The 12,637-nt window shown below is 36.5% G+C and carries 19 protein-coding genes and 3 tRNA genes; 5 read left to right on the forward strand and 17 right to left on the reverse strand.

Annotation, left to right across the window (positions count from 1 at the left end; genetic code table 11):
• Nucleotides 1-6: 6 nt before the first annotated feature.
• From GGR21_RS12140 to GGR21_RS12190, 11 genes are all read right to left on the reverse strand, one after another.
• Nucleotides 7-252 (reverse strand): hypothetical protein, encoded by a 246-nt coding sequence (locus GGR21_RS12140; RefSeq protein WP_183307500.1) that lies wholly within the window; start codon nucleotides 250-252, stop codon nucleotides 7-9.
• 21 nt (nucleotides 253-273) lie between these two features.
• Complete coding sequence (locus GGR21_RS12145) at nucleotides 274-537, reverse strand: hypothetical protein (RefSeq protein WP_183307501.1); 264 nt, start codon at nucleotides 535-537, stop codon at nucleotides 274-276.
• Between the two features lie 237 nt (nucleotides 538-774).
• A tRNA-OTHER gene (locus GGR21_RS12150) sits at nucleotides 775-915 on the reverse strand.
• 68 nt (nucleotides 916-983) lie between these two features.
• Nucleotides 984-1,061: transfer RNA gene (locus GGR21_RS12155), tRNA-Ala, on the reverse strand.
• 167 nt (nucleotides 1,062-1,228) lie between these two features.
• Nucleotides 1,229-1,305: transfer RNA gene (locus GGR21_RS12160), tRNA-OTHER, on the reverse strand.
• Between the two features lie 9 nt (nucleotides 1,306-1,314).
• Nucleotides 1,315-2,379, reverse strand: a complete 1,065-nt coding sequence (locus GGR21_RS12165; protein WP_183307502.1) for a serine-rich family protein — start codon at nucleotides 2,377-2,379, stop codon at nucleotides 1,315-1,317.
• An 18-nt stretch (nucleotides 2,380-2,397) separates the two neighbouring features.
• Nucleotides 2,398-2,586 (reverse strand): hypothetical protein, encoded by a 189-nt coding sequence (locus GGR21_RS12170; protein ID WP_183307503.1) that lies wholly within the window; start codon nucleotides 2,584-2,586, stop codon nucleotides 2,398-2,400.
• Nucleotides 2,583-2,855, reverse strand: a complete 273-nt coding sequence (locus GGR21_RS12175; RefSeq protein WP_246348062.1) for a hypothetical protein — start codon at nucleotides 2,853-2,855, stop codon at nucleotides 2,583-2,585. Before GGR21_RS12175 ends, GGR21_RS12170 begins: the two co-directional genes overlap by 4 nt.
• A 111-nt stretch (nucleotides 2,856-2,966) precedes the next feature.
• Entirely contained in the window at nucleotides 2,967-3,164 is a 198-nt protein-coding gene (locus GGR21_RS12180) for a helix-turn-helix domain-containing protein (protein ID WP_183307505.1), read from the reverse strand.
• Nucleotides 3,165-3,176: 12 nt separating this feature from the next.
• On the reverse strand, nucleotides 3,177-3,521 hold the full coding sequence (locus GGR21_RS12185; protein WP_183307506.1) for a LuxR C-terminal-related transcriptional regulator: 345 nt from the start codon (nucleotides 3,519-3,521) through the stop codon (nucleotides 3,177-3,179).
• A 3-nt stretch (nucleotides 3,522-3,524) separates the two neighbouring features.
• Nucleotides 3,525-3,719, reverse strand: coding sequence for a hypothetical protein (locus tag GGR21_RS12190; protein WP_183307507.1), 195 nt, complete (start codon nucleotides 3,717-3,719; stop codon nucleotides 3,525-3,527).
• 347 nt (nucleotides 3,720-4,066) lie between these two features.
• Between GGR21_RS12190 and GGR21_RS21040 the strand changes: the two genes are divergently transcribed.
• The 5 genes from GGR21_RS21040 (at nucleotide 4,067) to GGR21_RS12215 (ending at nucleotide 6,469) form a co-directional block, all read left to right on the forward strand.
• Nucleotides 4,067-4,780 carry a S24 family peptidase gene (locus tag GGR21_RS21040; RefSeq protein ID WP_183307508.1) on the forward strand — a complete coding sequence of 238 codons (714 nt, stop codon included), beginning with the start codon at nucleotides 4,067-4,069 and terminating at the stop codon, nucleotides 4,778-4,780.
• A 104-nt stretch (nucleotides 4,781-4,884) separates the two neighbouring features.
• Complete coding sequence (locus tag GGR21_RS12200) at nucleotides 4,885-5,430, forward strand: hypothetical protein (protein ID WP_183307509.1); 546 nt, start codon at nucleotides 4,885-4,887, stop codon at nucleotides 5,428-5,430.
• A gap of 114 nt (nucleotides 5,431-5,544) precedes the next feature.
• A complete protein-coding gene (locus GGR21_RS12205; RefSeq protein WP_183307510.1) occupies nucleotides 5,545-5,829 on the forward strand; it encodes a hypothetical protein in 285 nt (94 codons plus the stop codon).
• 34 nt (nucleotides 5,830-5,863) lie between these two features.
• Nucleotides 5,864-6,142: a hypothetical protein gene (locus tag GGR21_RS12210; protein WP_183307511.1), complete on the forward strand. Its 279-nt coding sequence runs from the start codon at nucleotides 5,864-5,866 to the stop codon at nucleotides 6,140-6,142.
• Between the two features lie 15 nt (nucleotides 6,143-6,157).
• Nucleotides 6,158-6,469, forward strand: coding sequence for a hypothetical protein (locus tag GGR21_RS12215; protein WP_183307512.1), 312 nt, complete (start codon nucleotides 6,158-6,160; stop codon nucleotides 6,467-6,469).
• A gap of 616 nt (nucleotides 6,470-7,085) precedes the next feature.
• Here GGR21_RS12215 and GGR21_RS12220 read toward each other — a convergent pair.
• From GGR21_RS12220 to GGR21_RS12245, 6 genes are read right to left on the reverse strand one after another with little or no spacing between them, the layout of a single operon-like run.
• Nucleotides 7,086-8,726 (reverse strand): ABC transporter ATP-binding protein, encoded by a 1,641-nt coding sequence (locus GGR21_RS12220; RefSeq protein WP_183307513.1) that lies wholly within the window; start codon nucleotides 8,724-8,726, stop codon nucleotides 7,086-7,088.
• A gap of 6 nt (nucleotides 8,727-8,732) precedes the next feature.
• Nucleotides 8,733-9,848: a nucleotidyltransferase domain-containing protein gene (locus tag GGR21_RS12225; RefSeq protein ID WP_183307514.1), complete on the reverse strand. Its 1,116-nt coding sequence runs from the start codon at nucleotides 9,846-9,848 to the stop codon at nucleotides 8,733-8,735.
• Nucleotides 9,849-10,115, reverse strand: a complete 267-nt coding sequence (locus tag GGR21_RS12230; RefSeq protein WP_183307515.1) for a PqqD family protein — start codon at nucleotides 10,113-10,115, stop codon at nucleotides 9,849-9,851.
• Between the two features lie 16 nt (nucleotides 10,116-10,131).
• Nucleotides 10,132-10,575 carry a S24 family peptidase gene (locus GGR21_RS12235; RefSeq protein ID WP_183307516.1) on the reverse strand — a complete coding sequence of 148 codons (444 nt, stop codon included), beginning with the start codon at nucleotides 10,573-10,575 and terminating at the stop codon, nucleotides 10,132-10,134.
• Between the two features lies 1 nt (nucleotide 10,576).
• A complete protein-coding gene (locus tag GGR21_RS12240) occupies nucleotides 10,577-11,455 on the reverse strand; it encodes a hypothetical protein (RefSeq protein WP_183307517.1) in 879 nt (292 codons plus the stop codon).
• Nucleotides 11,456-12,634 (reverse strand): hypothetical protein, encoded by a 1,179-nt coding sequence (locus tag GGR21_RS12245; protein WP_183307518.1) that lies wholly within the window; start codon nucleotides 12,632-12,634, stop codon nucleotides 11,456-11,458.
• Nucleotides 12,635-12,637: the final 3 nt, after the last annotated feature.

The raw sequence follows: 12,637 nt of genomic DNA on the forward strand, positions 1-12,637 counted from the left end.
ATTGCGTTACTTCAATGCTTTTACTATTCTGATAACTTCTTTCATATCCCTTATTTGGGGCCTGAATTGGCGGTATTCTATATCTCTTTTTTTGCATACTTCCCAACCATCTAAATATACATGTATATCAAGTAGCTCCACATGTCCTGAAAAATCTACAAAAATGTGATGATTGGTTCTTTTATGGGCTAAATAGACCTCATACATCAGCTTTGCATATAGCGAAGCCATCAGATTCTTTTTCTTTTTCATAATTATATTGCGTTACGTTAGTTATTTTTTACTTTCCCATTTATAATTCTGATTGATAAAATAATGTAGTTCAGTAATACCAGAGGCCAGAGATTCGAGTTTTTCAAGAGCTTCTATTATTTGCTCCGGATCGTTCAAGTCATTATGTAATTGTATACTTCCCTTACAATCGTGGATAGTAAGTTTCATAATATTATCTTCCATTACCTTTGCATGATAACAAGCCATACTGCGGGGGCTATCTGGCAACAGAAAATTCTTTTCGTTGTATATCGGCTTTTCCATTTGCGATTATTTTGAATTTAGTTATATCAAATAAAAAGGGACGCCATTTCTGACGCCTCTCAGTAATCCCGAACCATATTAATATGTCGCTCCTCTCCCCTCAAAAAGAGGGTTTCCTTCATGCACTATATTGCGGAGGATTCAGATTACATGCCCTCGTATCGCGGGCAGCGTTAGCGCTTCAAACAAAATGAGTACTCATAAAAGGGTCGTTTTCATTTCTCGTTCCTGACCTTGTGGAGAGTTCCGGACTCGAACCGGAATGATACGTCTAACATACCTCAACACTTCTCGACTTGTTTTGACTATCTTTGAATATTTTTCGTCAAAACCGATATTTATAGTGCATTTAGCGTCTGCCAATTTCGCCAACTCCCCGAATACGGGCGCCAGTCTCACGACTATCCCGCACGCTTACTTACAAACTTCACAAAACTACAATACTGTGGAAGTAGAGGGATTCGAACCCCCAACTCCTGACCTTTCGCCAGTCAGACATTTTATCCAGTTAATACTATACTCCCCAGGAAGCCTCTACTTTTACCGCCTGCTCTCGCTCCGTACGGACTGTTTCGCATACTTATCTATTTGATGTTCGCGGCAGCTTTCGGTTTCCCCCGGGACTGCACCCGACACAACTCTTTAGTTGGCGTTCAGCACTTTTCTTTTAAGCCTTTAAGGTGGGCTATTGTGGAAGTGATTGGATTCGAACCAATGTCCTGTCTGTTAATCGTCGCCAGACCGCTCTGTCCTCTGAGCTACACTCCCGAACCGTTATTATTCAACCTCAATTATTTCAAACTTAGATTTCTTTACAAACAGTTTCAATTTGTTCAAATCCTTGATTGTACTATAATCTCCTTTCAATACATAAGTAGCAGAGGATGAATCCAATGTTTCGATGGTAGCAGAGGATGAGCCCCATGTTTCGATGGTAGCAGAGGATGAACCCAATGTTTTGATGGTAGCAGAGGATGAATCCAATGTTTTGATGGTAGCAGAGGATGAACCCAATGTTTTGATGGTAGCAGAGGATGAGCCCCATGTTTCGATGGTAGCAGAGGATGAATCCAATGTTTTGATGGTAGCAGAGGATGAACCCAATGTTTTGATGGTAGCAGAGGATGAACCCAATGTTTTGATGGTAGCAGAGGATGAGCCCCATGTTTCGATGGTAGCAGAGGATGAATCCAATGTTTTGATGGTAGCAGAGGATGAACCCAATGTTTTGATGGTAGCAGAGGATGAACCCAATGTTTTGATGGTAGCAGAGGATGAGCCCCATGTTTCGATGGTAGCAGAGGATGAATCCAATGTTTTGATGGTAGCAGAGGATGAGCCCCATGTTTCGATGGTAGCAGAGGATGAATCCAATGTTTTGATGGTAGCAGAGGATGAGCCCCATGTTTCGATGGTAGCAGAGGATGAATCCAATGTTTTGATGGTAGCAGAGGATGAACCCAATGTTTTGATGGTAGCAGAGGATGAGCCCCATGTTTCGATGGTAGCAGAGGATGAATCCAATGTTTTGATGGTAGCAGAGGATGAATCCAATGTTTTGATGGTAGCAGAGGATGAACCCAATAGCGTTACTGATTTGTCTTTAAATTCGTGTAATCCGGTAGTATATATTCCAAATTCTTCAAACAGATCAGAAAAATTATCTATCATATACTGGGTGTCTAGCATCTTTTCTTTGTACGCCCAAACGATATTATCAACTATTACCTGAAGTAATTCTCTTTTCGATTCAGACTTATAAGCCCGTTTATATTCAGGTTGACATGCCTGACATTTTTTTGCCCTGTCAAGGACATCTTGTTTTAATTGGTTAAATTCCATTGCGTTATATTTATATGATTAGTAAATTTGAATTTCTCTTCCCTCCGAGTTATGATAGTCCACCATCTTCTCTTTCTGCCTTTCGTCTTTGCCCTCGTCTGGTTCAATGATATGCTCTTTGATGAGAATAACTAAGAGGAACGCTACTAGAATGAGAAATAACTGTACGAGATAATATCCTGTTGTTTTTGTCTTATCTTTTTTCATGATAGTTGGTTTTCAAGTTCGTATTCTTCCTCTTCTTTAGAATTGAGGTTGTATATGGAGTCAATAAGTAAGCCGTTGAAAACGTCCTCGTATTCTTCGATGGACTTATATTCATCATCCACCTTGTACATTACATACACATTTTGAAATTTTATCCTGCGGTAGGTGAAGCCACCATAATTTACCTCTACATGTATTGCGATACCATTGGCACACTCAAATTCAAAGAGATTATAACCATCTTGGTTGTAAATATCGATCTCGTCCATTATTGACTTGTGGATACTCTCAATGTCTTTTTCTGTAAGACAAGGCTTGAATGAATCGATTCTGATTAGTTTGATTGCTTCCATAATATGTAATTGCGTTACTTATTTATTTTAATATTGCGCCTTCCAATATCTTTGTATTTCACTACCGGTATAGAATCTCCGTCCATTGGCTCTTCTAAAGCCACATTTGATAATTCCGTCGATAGTGTGCCTGTATAGTGTTTTGCGGTCAATATCTAAGATTTTCGATGCTTCACTAACCGAATATCTTCCTGATGCTACAACCGCTGGCTCTGTTACTGTCATATTATCTTGATCTTATAGTGTAGAATATATTATTACGAATTCGGTGTATTCTTCTCGGTGTCTAATTCGGAAACGTCTTTTGTCGAAATTATCAACTGAGAGGGTAAAGAGAACTAATAAGCATGTACACGCTGACAGTATACTTTTTCTTTGTTCTACAAAACTTGCCCCGAAGAATTCACACCAGTAATAAGCTGTTAGCTCAGATGCTTTCTGTAGATTAAGCTTAATCTTTATATTGCAGATAGTCTTTCTTATCGTTTCACGAGATCTGTATAGTTTATTCGCTATCTCATCGGGAGTTAGTCCGATGGAGTGCAACTGCAATATTTCTTCTTCGCGTGTCGTTAGTTTCATGTTTTATAGCTCTTGCAGTTGTTCCTCTCTTTTGCAGACTATATCTTTCAGGCAAGTCATAATCCTAATAAATGAGTCCGACCATTCTTCTTTTGAAAGCTTATAGTTTTTGTAATAGGGTTGTGTTGATTTAAATCCGGCTTGTTTACAAGCTTCGGTTATATCACTTTTTTTAATTTTTTCTTTCCAATCTTTCATAATCATTATAAAATTACTTTTGAACCGTCTTTATAAACAGGGTTATATAATCTATCCGCAACACGCGAAAGAGATTGATTTGAGTATAATATCGCTTCATCTTTGCGGCGTACTAGTTGAAAATAACTAAGGCCATTATTGCTTACCAATTCGATGTAGTACTTTGAATTTTCCACAATCTTTCAAATTTTTACTCCTTTTGGATTATTTTATTTATTATCTTTATCTGTTTTCTTTGTGATTAGATTATTATTTAATAATTATCACATGACAAAAGTAAAGAATCTTTACTATCAAAAACAAAGATTCTTGTTAATAATTGTAAATAAAGTAAAGATTTTTTACCTGTGGAGATTTTTGATAGATTAAAGCTTGTAGTTAAGTGGATTATAGGAGCGGGGTATGCCAGTACACAAAAAGATGTTGGGGTATTATTGGGATATAAAAACGAGTCGTCATTTTCCCAATTGCTAAATGGTAAAAAATCTTTACCTTCCTCATTCATTAAAAAACTCAATGATATTGATAATAGGATAAATACAAATTGGCTTCTTACCGGGGAAGGCGACATGCTTAAAAACTCTAAACCTTTTAAAAGCGAAGTAACACCTGTGCCTGAAGGAGAATATATGATGGTTGAGTATGTCGATCTAAGAGCTTCTGCAGGGAAGTTAGGTGGTGCAGATATAGATCAATTGCCGGAAACGCATAAGCGACTTGTGCCAAAGGAGTACGCCAAGGGTGGATTTTTGGTAGTACGTGTTGATGGCGATAGTATGGATGATGGTACAAAGCGTTCATTATCTGATGGCGATGAAGTACTTGTTTACCAACATGAAGGTGGTATAATGGATGCACTACCAATTAGAAAAACGCTATTTGTGATAACAACGAGAGAGGGCAATGTATTGAAGCAGATAACAGAGATAAATACAGATGAGAAATACATTGTTTGTCATTCATTCAATACCCAATACCCTGATTTTAAAATAGATTTTACGGATATATATCAGATCTTTATAGTCTGCAAGGTTACACAAAAACAAATTAGTTTAATTTAATTATAGTCGTATCACACCTGAAAGAAAGAAAAGTCAAAAAAACTGAAGATAAGACCGCCGACAATAAACAAAAGAGTTAGAAGCAGCTATTACTAAAATATAAAATGATGAGTAAAATGTTATCTCCTGAAGATTGGCAATTACATGATGCTTTTAGGAATATTATAGCTTACGAAAGCCTGCCTATTCATACGCTCGAAATTGCAGAACTAATTTATAATGACGATTTGGCACTGGAATCTCTTAATGGAGTATTATCAAAGTATGCAATCAAGAATATTCGCAATATAAATAACGATCTACTTGATTTGGTTATTTTGTATATCCATGAAGTCCTGAAAGATGGGGTAATCGAAGAACAAGAGAAACGGAATATAGAAGTCTTTAAACTCTATTTCAAAATAAGAGAAGGTGACTTCTACCAGAAGAAGAAAAGAGAAATAGAAAACATATTACGCATTCAGTTTGAAAAATTATATTTCGATGATAAAATCACAAAGGAAGAAGCTTTTCATAACTTTCTATTAAGGGATATCTTCGATTTAAGCCATGAACAATATGACAGATTTAAAGAGAAAGAAGTTCGCCGCGCTTTAGATAATGGTTCTAATATCAAAGACCTGGACACCTCCATTATTCCTAAAAAGTGATTTAATATAGCCAATAGGTAAAAGAGGCATATAAGAAACTTATTTGCTAAGTGTGGAAGGTTGTTAAGATATTGGTAAATGAAGGTTGGTAAATATATTAATTATTATGTAGTTATGGAAAAAATAAAAAGTAAAAAAATAAAGACTTTAGATAGTTATTTGGATTGGGATGCTTATATTTTCCAGTTTATCTCTCTTTTGGCTAGCATAGGTGTGTTCATGGGCATTGTTGCTTTGTTATACAGCAATATAACCCTTGCGTTGATAGTGGGTGTCATAGCTTCCGTTGTGTGTTTTCAGATATTTCATGTAGTTATCAGCTATTTCAGAGTTCAATCTGAAATATTACGCACATTGAAACGCATAGAATCGAAGTTGGATAAACCAGATAAGGACTAAGGTGGTATATGTATTTTAAAAACCAAACAGAATTATGACCAACGAGGAAAAAGATAGAAACCAGCAATTATTTAATGAGTTTATTCGAGAATTCAAAAAAATAAAGAGCAATCCTGTTTACTTTATGGAATACTATTATAACAGATTATTCCCTGATAAAATAGTATTAATGGATGATGAAGATAGGCAGGAGCTTTACGATCACTTTAAAGGGATTCCTTTTATTCGTGACTCAGAAGATTGGAATAAACTAAACAAAATAGAAGAACGCCGAAAAGAAAAAGGATTGAAAGATTGGGAATACGAAGATTAAACCTTTTAATAAATAATGGAGGAAAACAAATCAACAAATCGAAAGAATAATACAACCCTTGCCGGCCAGCAAATTGTTACCAGGTTTTATATAGCTGTCCATGAAATTATAAATAGAAAAACGATCCGAGGGGTGCAAACATTTACACGGATGTATGGTATCGATCGCAGAGCTTTCAAAATAGTGGAGGCTAATCCGCAAAGAAAGATGTTTGATACAGGATGGCTGAATTATCTGGTGAAAGATTTCAATGTAAATCCGGAATGGTTATTAACAGGTAGAGGTTCTATGTTTAAAGAAGATTCTGTAACTGTCAAAAAGGCATAAATTGAATACCGCTGTGCAATTTTTGTGCAATTAGAATAGACAAGACATTAAAACACTATTTATCAGATAGATGGAAATGCTAAAATATATCTGGAAAGCGTGTATACCCCTAAAGGGTATCGAGAGTTCGAATCTCTTCCTCTCCGCATAGATAGACAGTTATACGATGTATAGCTGTTTTTTCTTTTATGCCTTACCTCCCAATTTTATCTACGAATTTACTACATTTTAGAGTGCTTGTGTTCTCAATTGTGTTACCCAAATGAGTACAACTATTGATGTAATTTGTTATAAATACAAACCACTAAAAAACAAAGAATTACCTTTAAAATTAAGATTGACAAAAGACTTTATGTGTATAACCGTTGGAGGACAGCGTATCGAGACAAATTATTGATAGAAAAAGGATTTGTCACCAAGGCTAAAGTCAAATGGTGGGATGGTATTGATTATCAATATCCATACCTATAGAAAGATAATAAAGCTGATGTGGAATACAAGAAATCATGGAACGACCCTAGATTAAAGACGGAAAAACAAAAGCAATGCAAAATGCCACTCAACAAGAGGATAAGAAAAAAGGCTAGGTTTTTAACTATTTTGGAAAGACGTTCTGTCATTTTCCTTTCCATTCTAGTTTTATAACCTGCTCACAATATTTTGTGACCATTTCGCGGTGAGTAATGAATATTAGTGTCTTACCTTTCGTTTTCGAAAGAAGCTGTTCTATAAGCTTTTGTTCGGTTTCTTTATCCAACGAAGAACTGAACTCATCCAATAATAGAATGCTGCCAGGGCGAAGTAGTCCTCGTGCAATACAGATGCGTTGCGCCTGTCCTTCACTCAACCCTGCTCCACGTTCGCCGCAGATAGTATTTAATTCATCCGGCAGGTCATAGACGAACTCTGCAGCGGCTGTTTGTAAGACTTTTTCGATTTGTTCTTTCGTTGCAGTTGGATTACCAAGCAGAAGATTATCCCGTATCGTTCCGCTAAGTAAGGTATTTCCTTGCGGCACATAAATCATATTACGGCGGGTAAGAGAGCTTACTTTTGCTTTCTGTTTTTCGTTGTATAAATATATTTGTCCTTTTTGAGGATGCAATAGAGCAAGTATCAACCGGATAAGAGTACTTTTGCCTGTACCGGTTTCACCTACGATTGCTGTACGACTACCCGGTACAAAGTCAAAAGAAAAATCACTGATTACTTCCCTATGGTCATTAGGATAGCAGAATGAAACATTATCAAAGCGGATACCAATATTTTTATTAAGTACCTGTTGTTCACCTTGTTCATCTAAAGGGATATCACTTAGCTCTTTTAACTGTTCTACTGATGTAAGTGATTGAGCTAAAAATGGAACATAATGGCTCAGATCGACCATTGGCCGTTGTACTTGTCCCACTAATTGTAGAAAGGCAGTCATTACCCCAAAGGATACTGTTCCCTCATAGATTCCATTTACACCCCAAAGAAATGCGGTAACATATCCGGTAGCAAATCCTGCCATGACCAATGTACGGGAGAAAAGTGTAAAATTTATACGCTTCAAGGTTTGCCCATATAAAATATTTTGAAAGAAACTTAACTTGTCCGTAACAACTTTGTTTTGGACGAGGGTTTGTATCAATACCTTATGCTGAATTTTCTCTTGTATGTGTGATTGTGCTTGGCTGTCGGTAGTTCGTATTTTTTTCGTTAAACTACGCATCCGTTTCATATAAAACTTACTGAACAGCAAGAATACAGGCATAATAAAAGCCATTACCCAACCCATACGTGCATCCAACCGGATGAGGAAAAGAAAAGCTGTTACCATCTGAAAACAGACAACAATAACAGACGGAAGAGTTTTACAAAGAGTTTCGGAGACCTGTCGTACATCCTCTTCCATTCGATTGATAACATCGCCACTATGAAAATGCTCTTTGCCGTCCCAGCTACTTAGCATCACATGCGAAAAAAGAGTATGTCTCAATTTGTTTTTCAGACGTATGTCATTCCCATTTTCTAAACGATGACTCCATGCCAAAAGAGACAACTCAATTATTACAACAATTACTAAAAGAACAGCATTATGTAAAATATTGCCGTCAATGGTATGGCTGGCAATATCTATAAGTTGCTTGCATACCCATACAAATAGTAAAGATACACATACTCGTAATACTCCGATTATACTGCTCAGTAACATGCTGGAACGAACTTCTTTCGATGCATCCCATAACCAATGGATGTGTTGTCTTAAATTCATCAATGCCTACCTACCTTTGATTATATTCGTCATTCCGTTACACCAATAGTGGATGTAGAATGTAAAGACCTCTTTGGGGAAAATTGGAAAAATATCTATCAGCCACTTTTGTTTTAGCAAAAACGAATGAAATTTTCCGGACAAAAAACCTGTTGGGTGTTCACTTTTGCCAGGGTTGTAAAAGCCAAAATTTCCGGATTGGAGTATCTTTTTTAAGACTTTTTCTGATTCATTTTTATATTTATCGGAATAGAATGGGAATATGTCTTCATTTAATCCCAAATAATTTACGACTATATATCCGAATATCTTCCAAGCATGCAATAGGCCGAAAGATTTCAAGTCTTTATATAATTCCTCTTTATCTATTTGGTTATTAAAGGTATATAAGAAAAGAGTCCAGTCGCATAATTGCCGAAGACCTATTCCACCTGATATAAGATGATGGAACGCATGATTGAAAATATATAAAGCATTGAAGTTGACCGGAGGTAGCAATATTTCCGTATTGTTAAGGCTCCACTTTCTTTGGTTATTTCCATGAAGATGGTATCCGGTCCAATTCTGAAAACGTTTGTTATATATCGGATTTTGTAGCTTTTCAGCCAAAAAGTGAAGTTCAATACTTACTCCTTTTAAGTAGAAATTTTCATGTTTGGAACTTTTCTTTTTTGTTTTATTCTCAGGTTCAACGCCTATGCTAAGCAATAATTCAGTCGCTTTTTCACAATCTTCTTTACCTACATACAGATCAATATCTCCACACTGGCGACGTACAGGATTAGGATAATTCTGTGCTACGCCCTGCCCTTTCAACAAAATGAGGCCAATATCCTCCGATTGCAACAGGGGGATAATCTCTGTCAACCGCTGATTTAACAGTTCATGACTTTGTTCAATACAAACAATCGTTTGGTATAATTTACGCATCAATGATGCAGGTGGTTGCTTTTCTGATGATAGTTTATTGATACCATCATACAAAATACCATTGACAGTCTGCATGGTTGCCATCCGCAGAATAGTTTCCCAATCGACCGATTCCGAAAACAATGTCGTATCTATCGGACTATTCCATAAGCCCGAACGCAGTAAAGCAAAAAATTTTCCTTGCGTACCCATCTATTCTATAATTCCGGCTGCAAGCCATTCTGCTATAATATCTTTGGCATCCTGACTGGCTATTACGGCATTTATATCATATTTGCCCGCCAAAAGCCCGGCAAGGATACTTTCATCAAACTCTTGCCCTTCCACCTGCTGCCAAAGATAGGCTGCCGATGCGTTAAGGGCAATCAGCTTATTAAAATCTACTTGCCCCAAACCTTCGCCTGTTACGATATATTCGTTTCCTACGGTGCGGAGTTTAAACCCTTCTTTTATTCTCATGATTTTATTTTTAGTTTTACATTATTGTTCGCCGATATATTGCCAGTAAATATCTACGAAAAGGCAAAAGAATTTGCCAGATACGCGTTTTGAATTGTTCCACCTTACTATTGCAATTGATTTGCTTTCCTTTCCGGATGATGCTTACAGCATATCCGTGAATATTTTCTTTTCCACAGACTTCTGTTCCCGACAAATTCCCATCACCCATCAGGGTTATATTGATATTTTTAATTCTAATGATGCGGTGCAGGACAAAATATTCCGGAGCGACTTCTGCCAGAACAATATCACCGACAGTGAATATATCTCTTCTTCGTAGAATTACACTATCTCTATTACCAATAATGAAAGGCAACATGCTGTTTCCTTTCGCTTTAATGGTTATAATATTACCCTCCAAGAGCATTTCTGCAACTTCGGGCAATAGTGTTTCGTTGGGTAGAGTTATAGTTCTCATCTTATTTATTCCACATGGTATTGGAACTCAATTCTACTGCCTCTTTGTCGGGCAGGCAATCTAGTTGATAACAATTTACAATACCTATCAGTTTCTCTACTGTACGGTGTACCCCTGATGCAATTTCTTCTTCCCAACGCATACTTGAACAAGCAGGAAGAACGGCGGCATATGCCAGTAACGAAGATAACTCCTTTATCCGATTTTCAGGTGCTTGGCGTAGTTTTACGATACCTTTCAGGAGTATGTTTTCATTTTTATAGCAGGGTGTTTTTCCACTCCACGGTGAGCCGAAAACGTAGGCTCTGCCATCTATGATACGTATTACAGGATTGTCATCGTTCAGCAACTCGCAGCCTTCGATATGCTCCAGCCACAGGCGACTATGAGTACTTTTACCCGTGCCACTTTTTCCAAGAAAGACAAATCCCTCTCCCCCGTTTTTTATAACTGAAGCGTGCATCAATAGAGTATCGAGGTTGGCTGTGGAAAAAGCATAGAGTAACATCAGACAATTGTTAAAGTAAAAGACGCCTAATTGCAGGCTGTCTGGCAATTTTACTTGTGCTACACTAAAAGACACATCAGTTACCATTGCGCAATAGTCCTTACTATTCGGATAGGCAATATGAAAACAAAAATTTCCTCCTGTCGATCTGAAAACACCAATGGAAGCAATATCATCATCGAATTGGCCAATTAATTCATAGTCTTCTTCTGTAACTAAACTTTCAGTAACAGATAAATGAAATAAATATTCATCTATGCTATCAGCTATACGGAACGGAGCATAATTATCTAAACTGCTTGTAAAACAAACTGCTTCTGAAAAAGACAATCGGAATATATGTCCTGCTATTTTATAGAATAAATTTTTCATTTAAGGTGCTTTTCTTTTTTTTCTTAATCCATTCAAAAAAGGAATGATAAAAACCAACACTAACGGAAGAGAAAACAAGATCACCGGATTTTTGTCTATGATTTGAAAAGAGTCTTCTTTACACATATACAAAAAGATACAAATAATTAATGCTAAAATTTCCAGAACAACAACTAGAATAACAAAAATAATACTTTCTGAATTATTGTTGATAAAAGTAGAAAAAGGCAAGTAGCTGTAGTATAAAATAATAGATGCTGTGAAGACTATTAATACTCCAATTAGTGTAAAAAGATAGATTTCCCAAGAATTTTCCATATAATCGACATATTGAACAAATTCGAGTTCCTCTTTATTAGAAAAATCCGAAATATTTTTACTCATAATATCTTCCTTGCCAATATAATACCTTGCAACATAGAGATGGCTTTTCAATTGTCTCCAAAAACCTACTTTACCCAGATTGTCTGTGGTTACCCGCTCTCCCTCTATGATAGCACTATTATTGATGATATCGGTAGATTTGATAAGTAAAACATCGCCTGCTTCTTGCATAAGACTGTATAGGAAGCTCTTATCTATATTTTCTTTGTCTTTATCAAGAAAAATGACAGATAAGGCTGTTTTCCCATATTTGAATTTCTGAGAGGCATCCATCATAATCCGAACTGACTTGACAAACTGCGACATAGCTCGTTTTTCTTTAAAGGAGAAGTCCGGAAAAAACAAATTGAGCCCGCGAAGATTGGTTGTGTCTTTTTGCATTTCTACAAACATAAAAGAGATACATTCTATCATCGCATCTTTGTCATGAAGAAAGATATCGGTGATTCGCTCCCCATCACATCTAAAAAGATAACCTGTCATTACCGAGTCTTTTGCTATTACCAGGTCATAGTCTTTCATGTCTTCACGAACAGTCTTCAGGCTATCACCAATTCGGAACTCCTTAACCATAAAACGGCTTGATAGATTATTTGTACTATCATTCCTAAGAAAGAAGTTATAATAGAGTCGAACAGATGATTGTGTATGCAAAGAATCCTGTTTGTTGAAAATTTCTATTCTGTTTTTTAAGGTAAGAAATTCTTCCATCCAGATACTGTCTTGTCTTTTATCTGTTTGAGCCGACAATGTTAGTATATTTAGGAAAAACAATATTAATCCGATCCTCTTCATGCT

It is taken from the genome of Dysgonomonas hofstadii (assembly GCF_014196915.1).
Lineage (GTDB): Bacteria > Bacteroidota > Bacteroidia > Bacteroidales > Dysgonomonadaceae > Dysgonomonas > Dysgonomonas hofstadii.

What these genes read in the sequence shown, in the direction of transcription:
- GGR21_RS12210 (WP_183307511.1), top strand. Translation starts at nt 5,864, where the DNA reads ATGACCAACGAGGAAAAAGATAGAAACCAGCAATTATTTAATGAGTTT.
- GGR21_RS12245 (WP_183307518.1), bottom strand. Translation starts at nt 12,634, where the DNA reads ATGAAGAGGATCGGATTAATATTGTTTTTCCTAAATATACTAACATTG.
- GGR21_RS12200 (WP_183307509.1), top strand. Translation starts at nt 4,885, where the DNA reads ATGATGAGTAAAATGTTATCTCCTGAAGATTGGCAATTACATGATGCT.
- GGR21_RS12235 (WP_183307516.1), bottom strand. Translation starts at nt 10,575, where the DNA reads ATGAGAACTATAACTCTACCCAACGAAACACTATTGCCCGAAGTTGCA.
- GGR21_RS12240 (WP_183307517.1), bottom strand. Translation starts at nt 11,455, where the DNA reads ATGAAAAATTTATTCTATAAAATAGCAGGACATATATTCCGATTGTCT.
- GGR21_RS12230 (WP_183307515.1), bottom strand. Translation starts at nt 10,115, where the DNA reads ATGAGAATAAAAGAAGGGTTTAAACTCCGCACCGTAGGAAACGAATAT.
- GGR21_RS12145 (WP_183307501.1), bottom strand. Translation starts at nt 537, where the DNA reads ATGGAAAAGCCGATATACAACGAAAAGAATTTTCTGTTGCCAGATAGC.
- GGR21_RS12140 (WP_183307500.1), bottom strand. Translation starts at nt 252, where the DNA reads ATGAAAAAGAAAAAGAATCTGATGGCTTCGCTATATGCAAAGCTGATG.
- GGR21_RS12185 (WP_183307506.1), bottom strand. Translation starts at nt 3,521, where the DNA reads ATGAAACTAACGACACGCGAAGAAGAAATATTGCAGTTGCACTCCATC.
- GGR21_RS12165 (WP_183307502.1), bottom strand. Translation starts at nt 2,379, where the DNA reads ATGGAATTTAACCAATTAAAACAAGATGTCCTTGACAGGGCAAAAAAA.
- GGR21_RS12175 (WP_246348062.1), bottom strand. Translation starts at nt 2,855, where the DNA reads ATGGACGAGATCGATATTTACAACCAAGATGGTTATAATCTCTTTGAA.
- GGR21_RS12190 (WP_183307507.1), bottom strand. Translation starts at nt 3,719, where the DNA reads ATGAAAGATTGGAAAGAAAAAATTAAAAAAAGTGATATAACCGAAGCT.
- GGR21_RS12215 (WP_183307512.1), top strand. Translation starts at nt 6,158, where the DNA reads ATGGAGGAAAACAAATCAACAAATCGAAAGAATAATACAACCCTTGCC.
- GGR21_RS12205 (WP_183307510.1), top strand. Translation starts at nt 5,545, where the DNA reads ATGGAAAAAATAAAAAGTAAAAAAATAAAGACTTTAGATAGTTATTTG.
- GGR21_RS12220 (WP_183307513.1), bottom strand. Translation starts at nt 8,726, where the DNA reads ATGAATTTAAGACAACACATCCATTGGTTATGGGATGCATCGAAAGAA.
- GGR21_RS12180 (WP_183307505.1), bottom strand. Translation starts at nt 3,164, where the DNA reads ATGACAGTAACAGAGCCAGCGGTTGTAGCATCAGGAAGATATTCGGTT.
- GGR21_RS12225 (WP_183307514.1), bottom strand. Translation starts at nt 9,848, where the DNA reads ATGGGTACGCAAGGAAAATTTTTTGCTTTACTGCGTTCGGGCTTATGG.
- GGR21_RS12170 (WP_183307503.1), bottom strand. Translation starts at nt 2,586, where the DNA reads ATGAAAAAAGATAAGACAAAAACAACAGGATATTATCTCGTACAGTTA.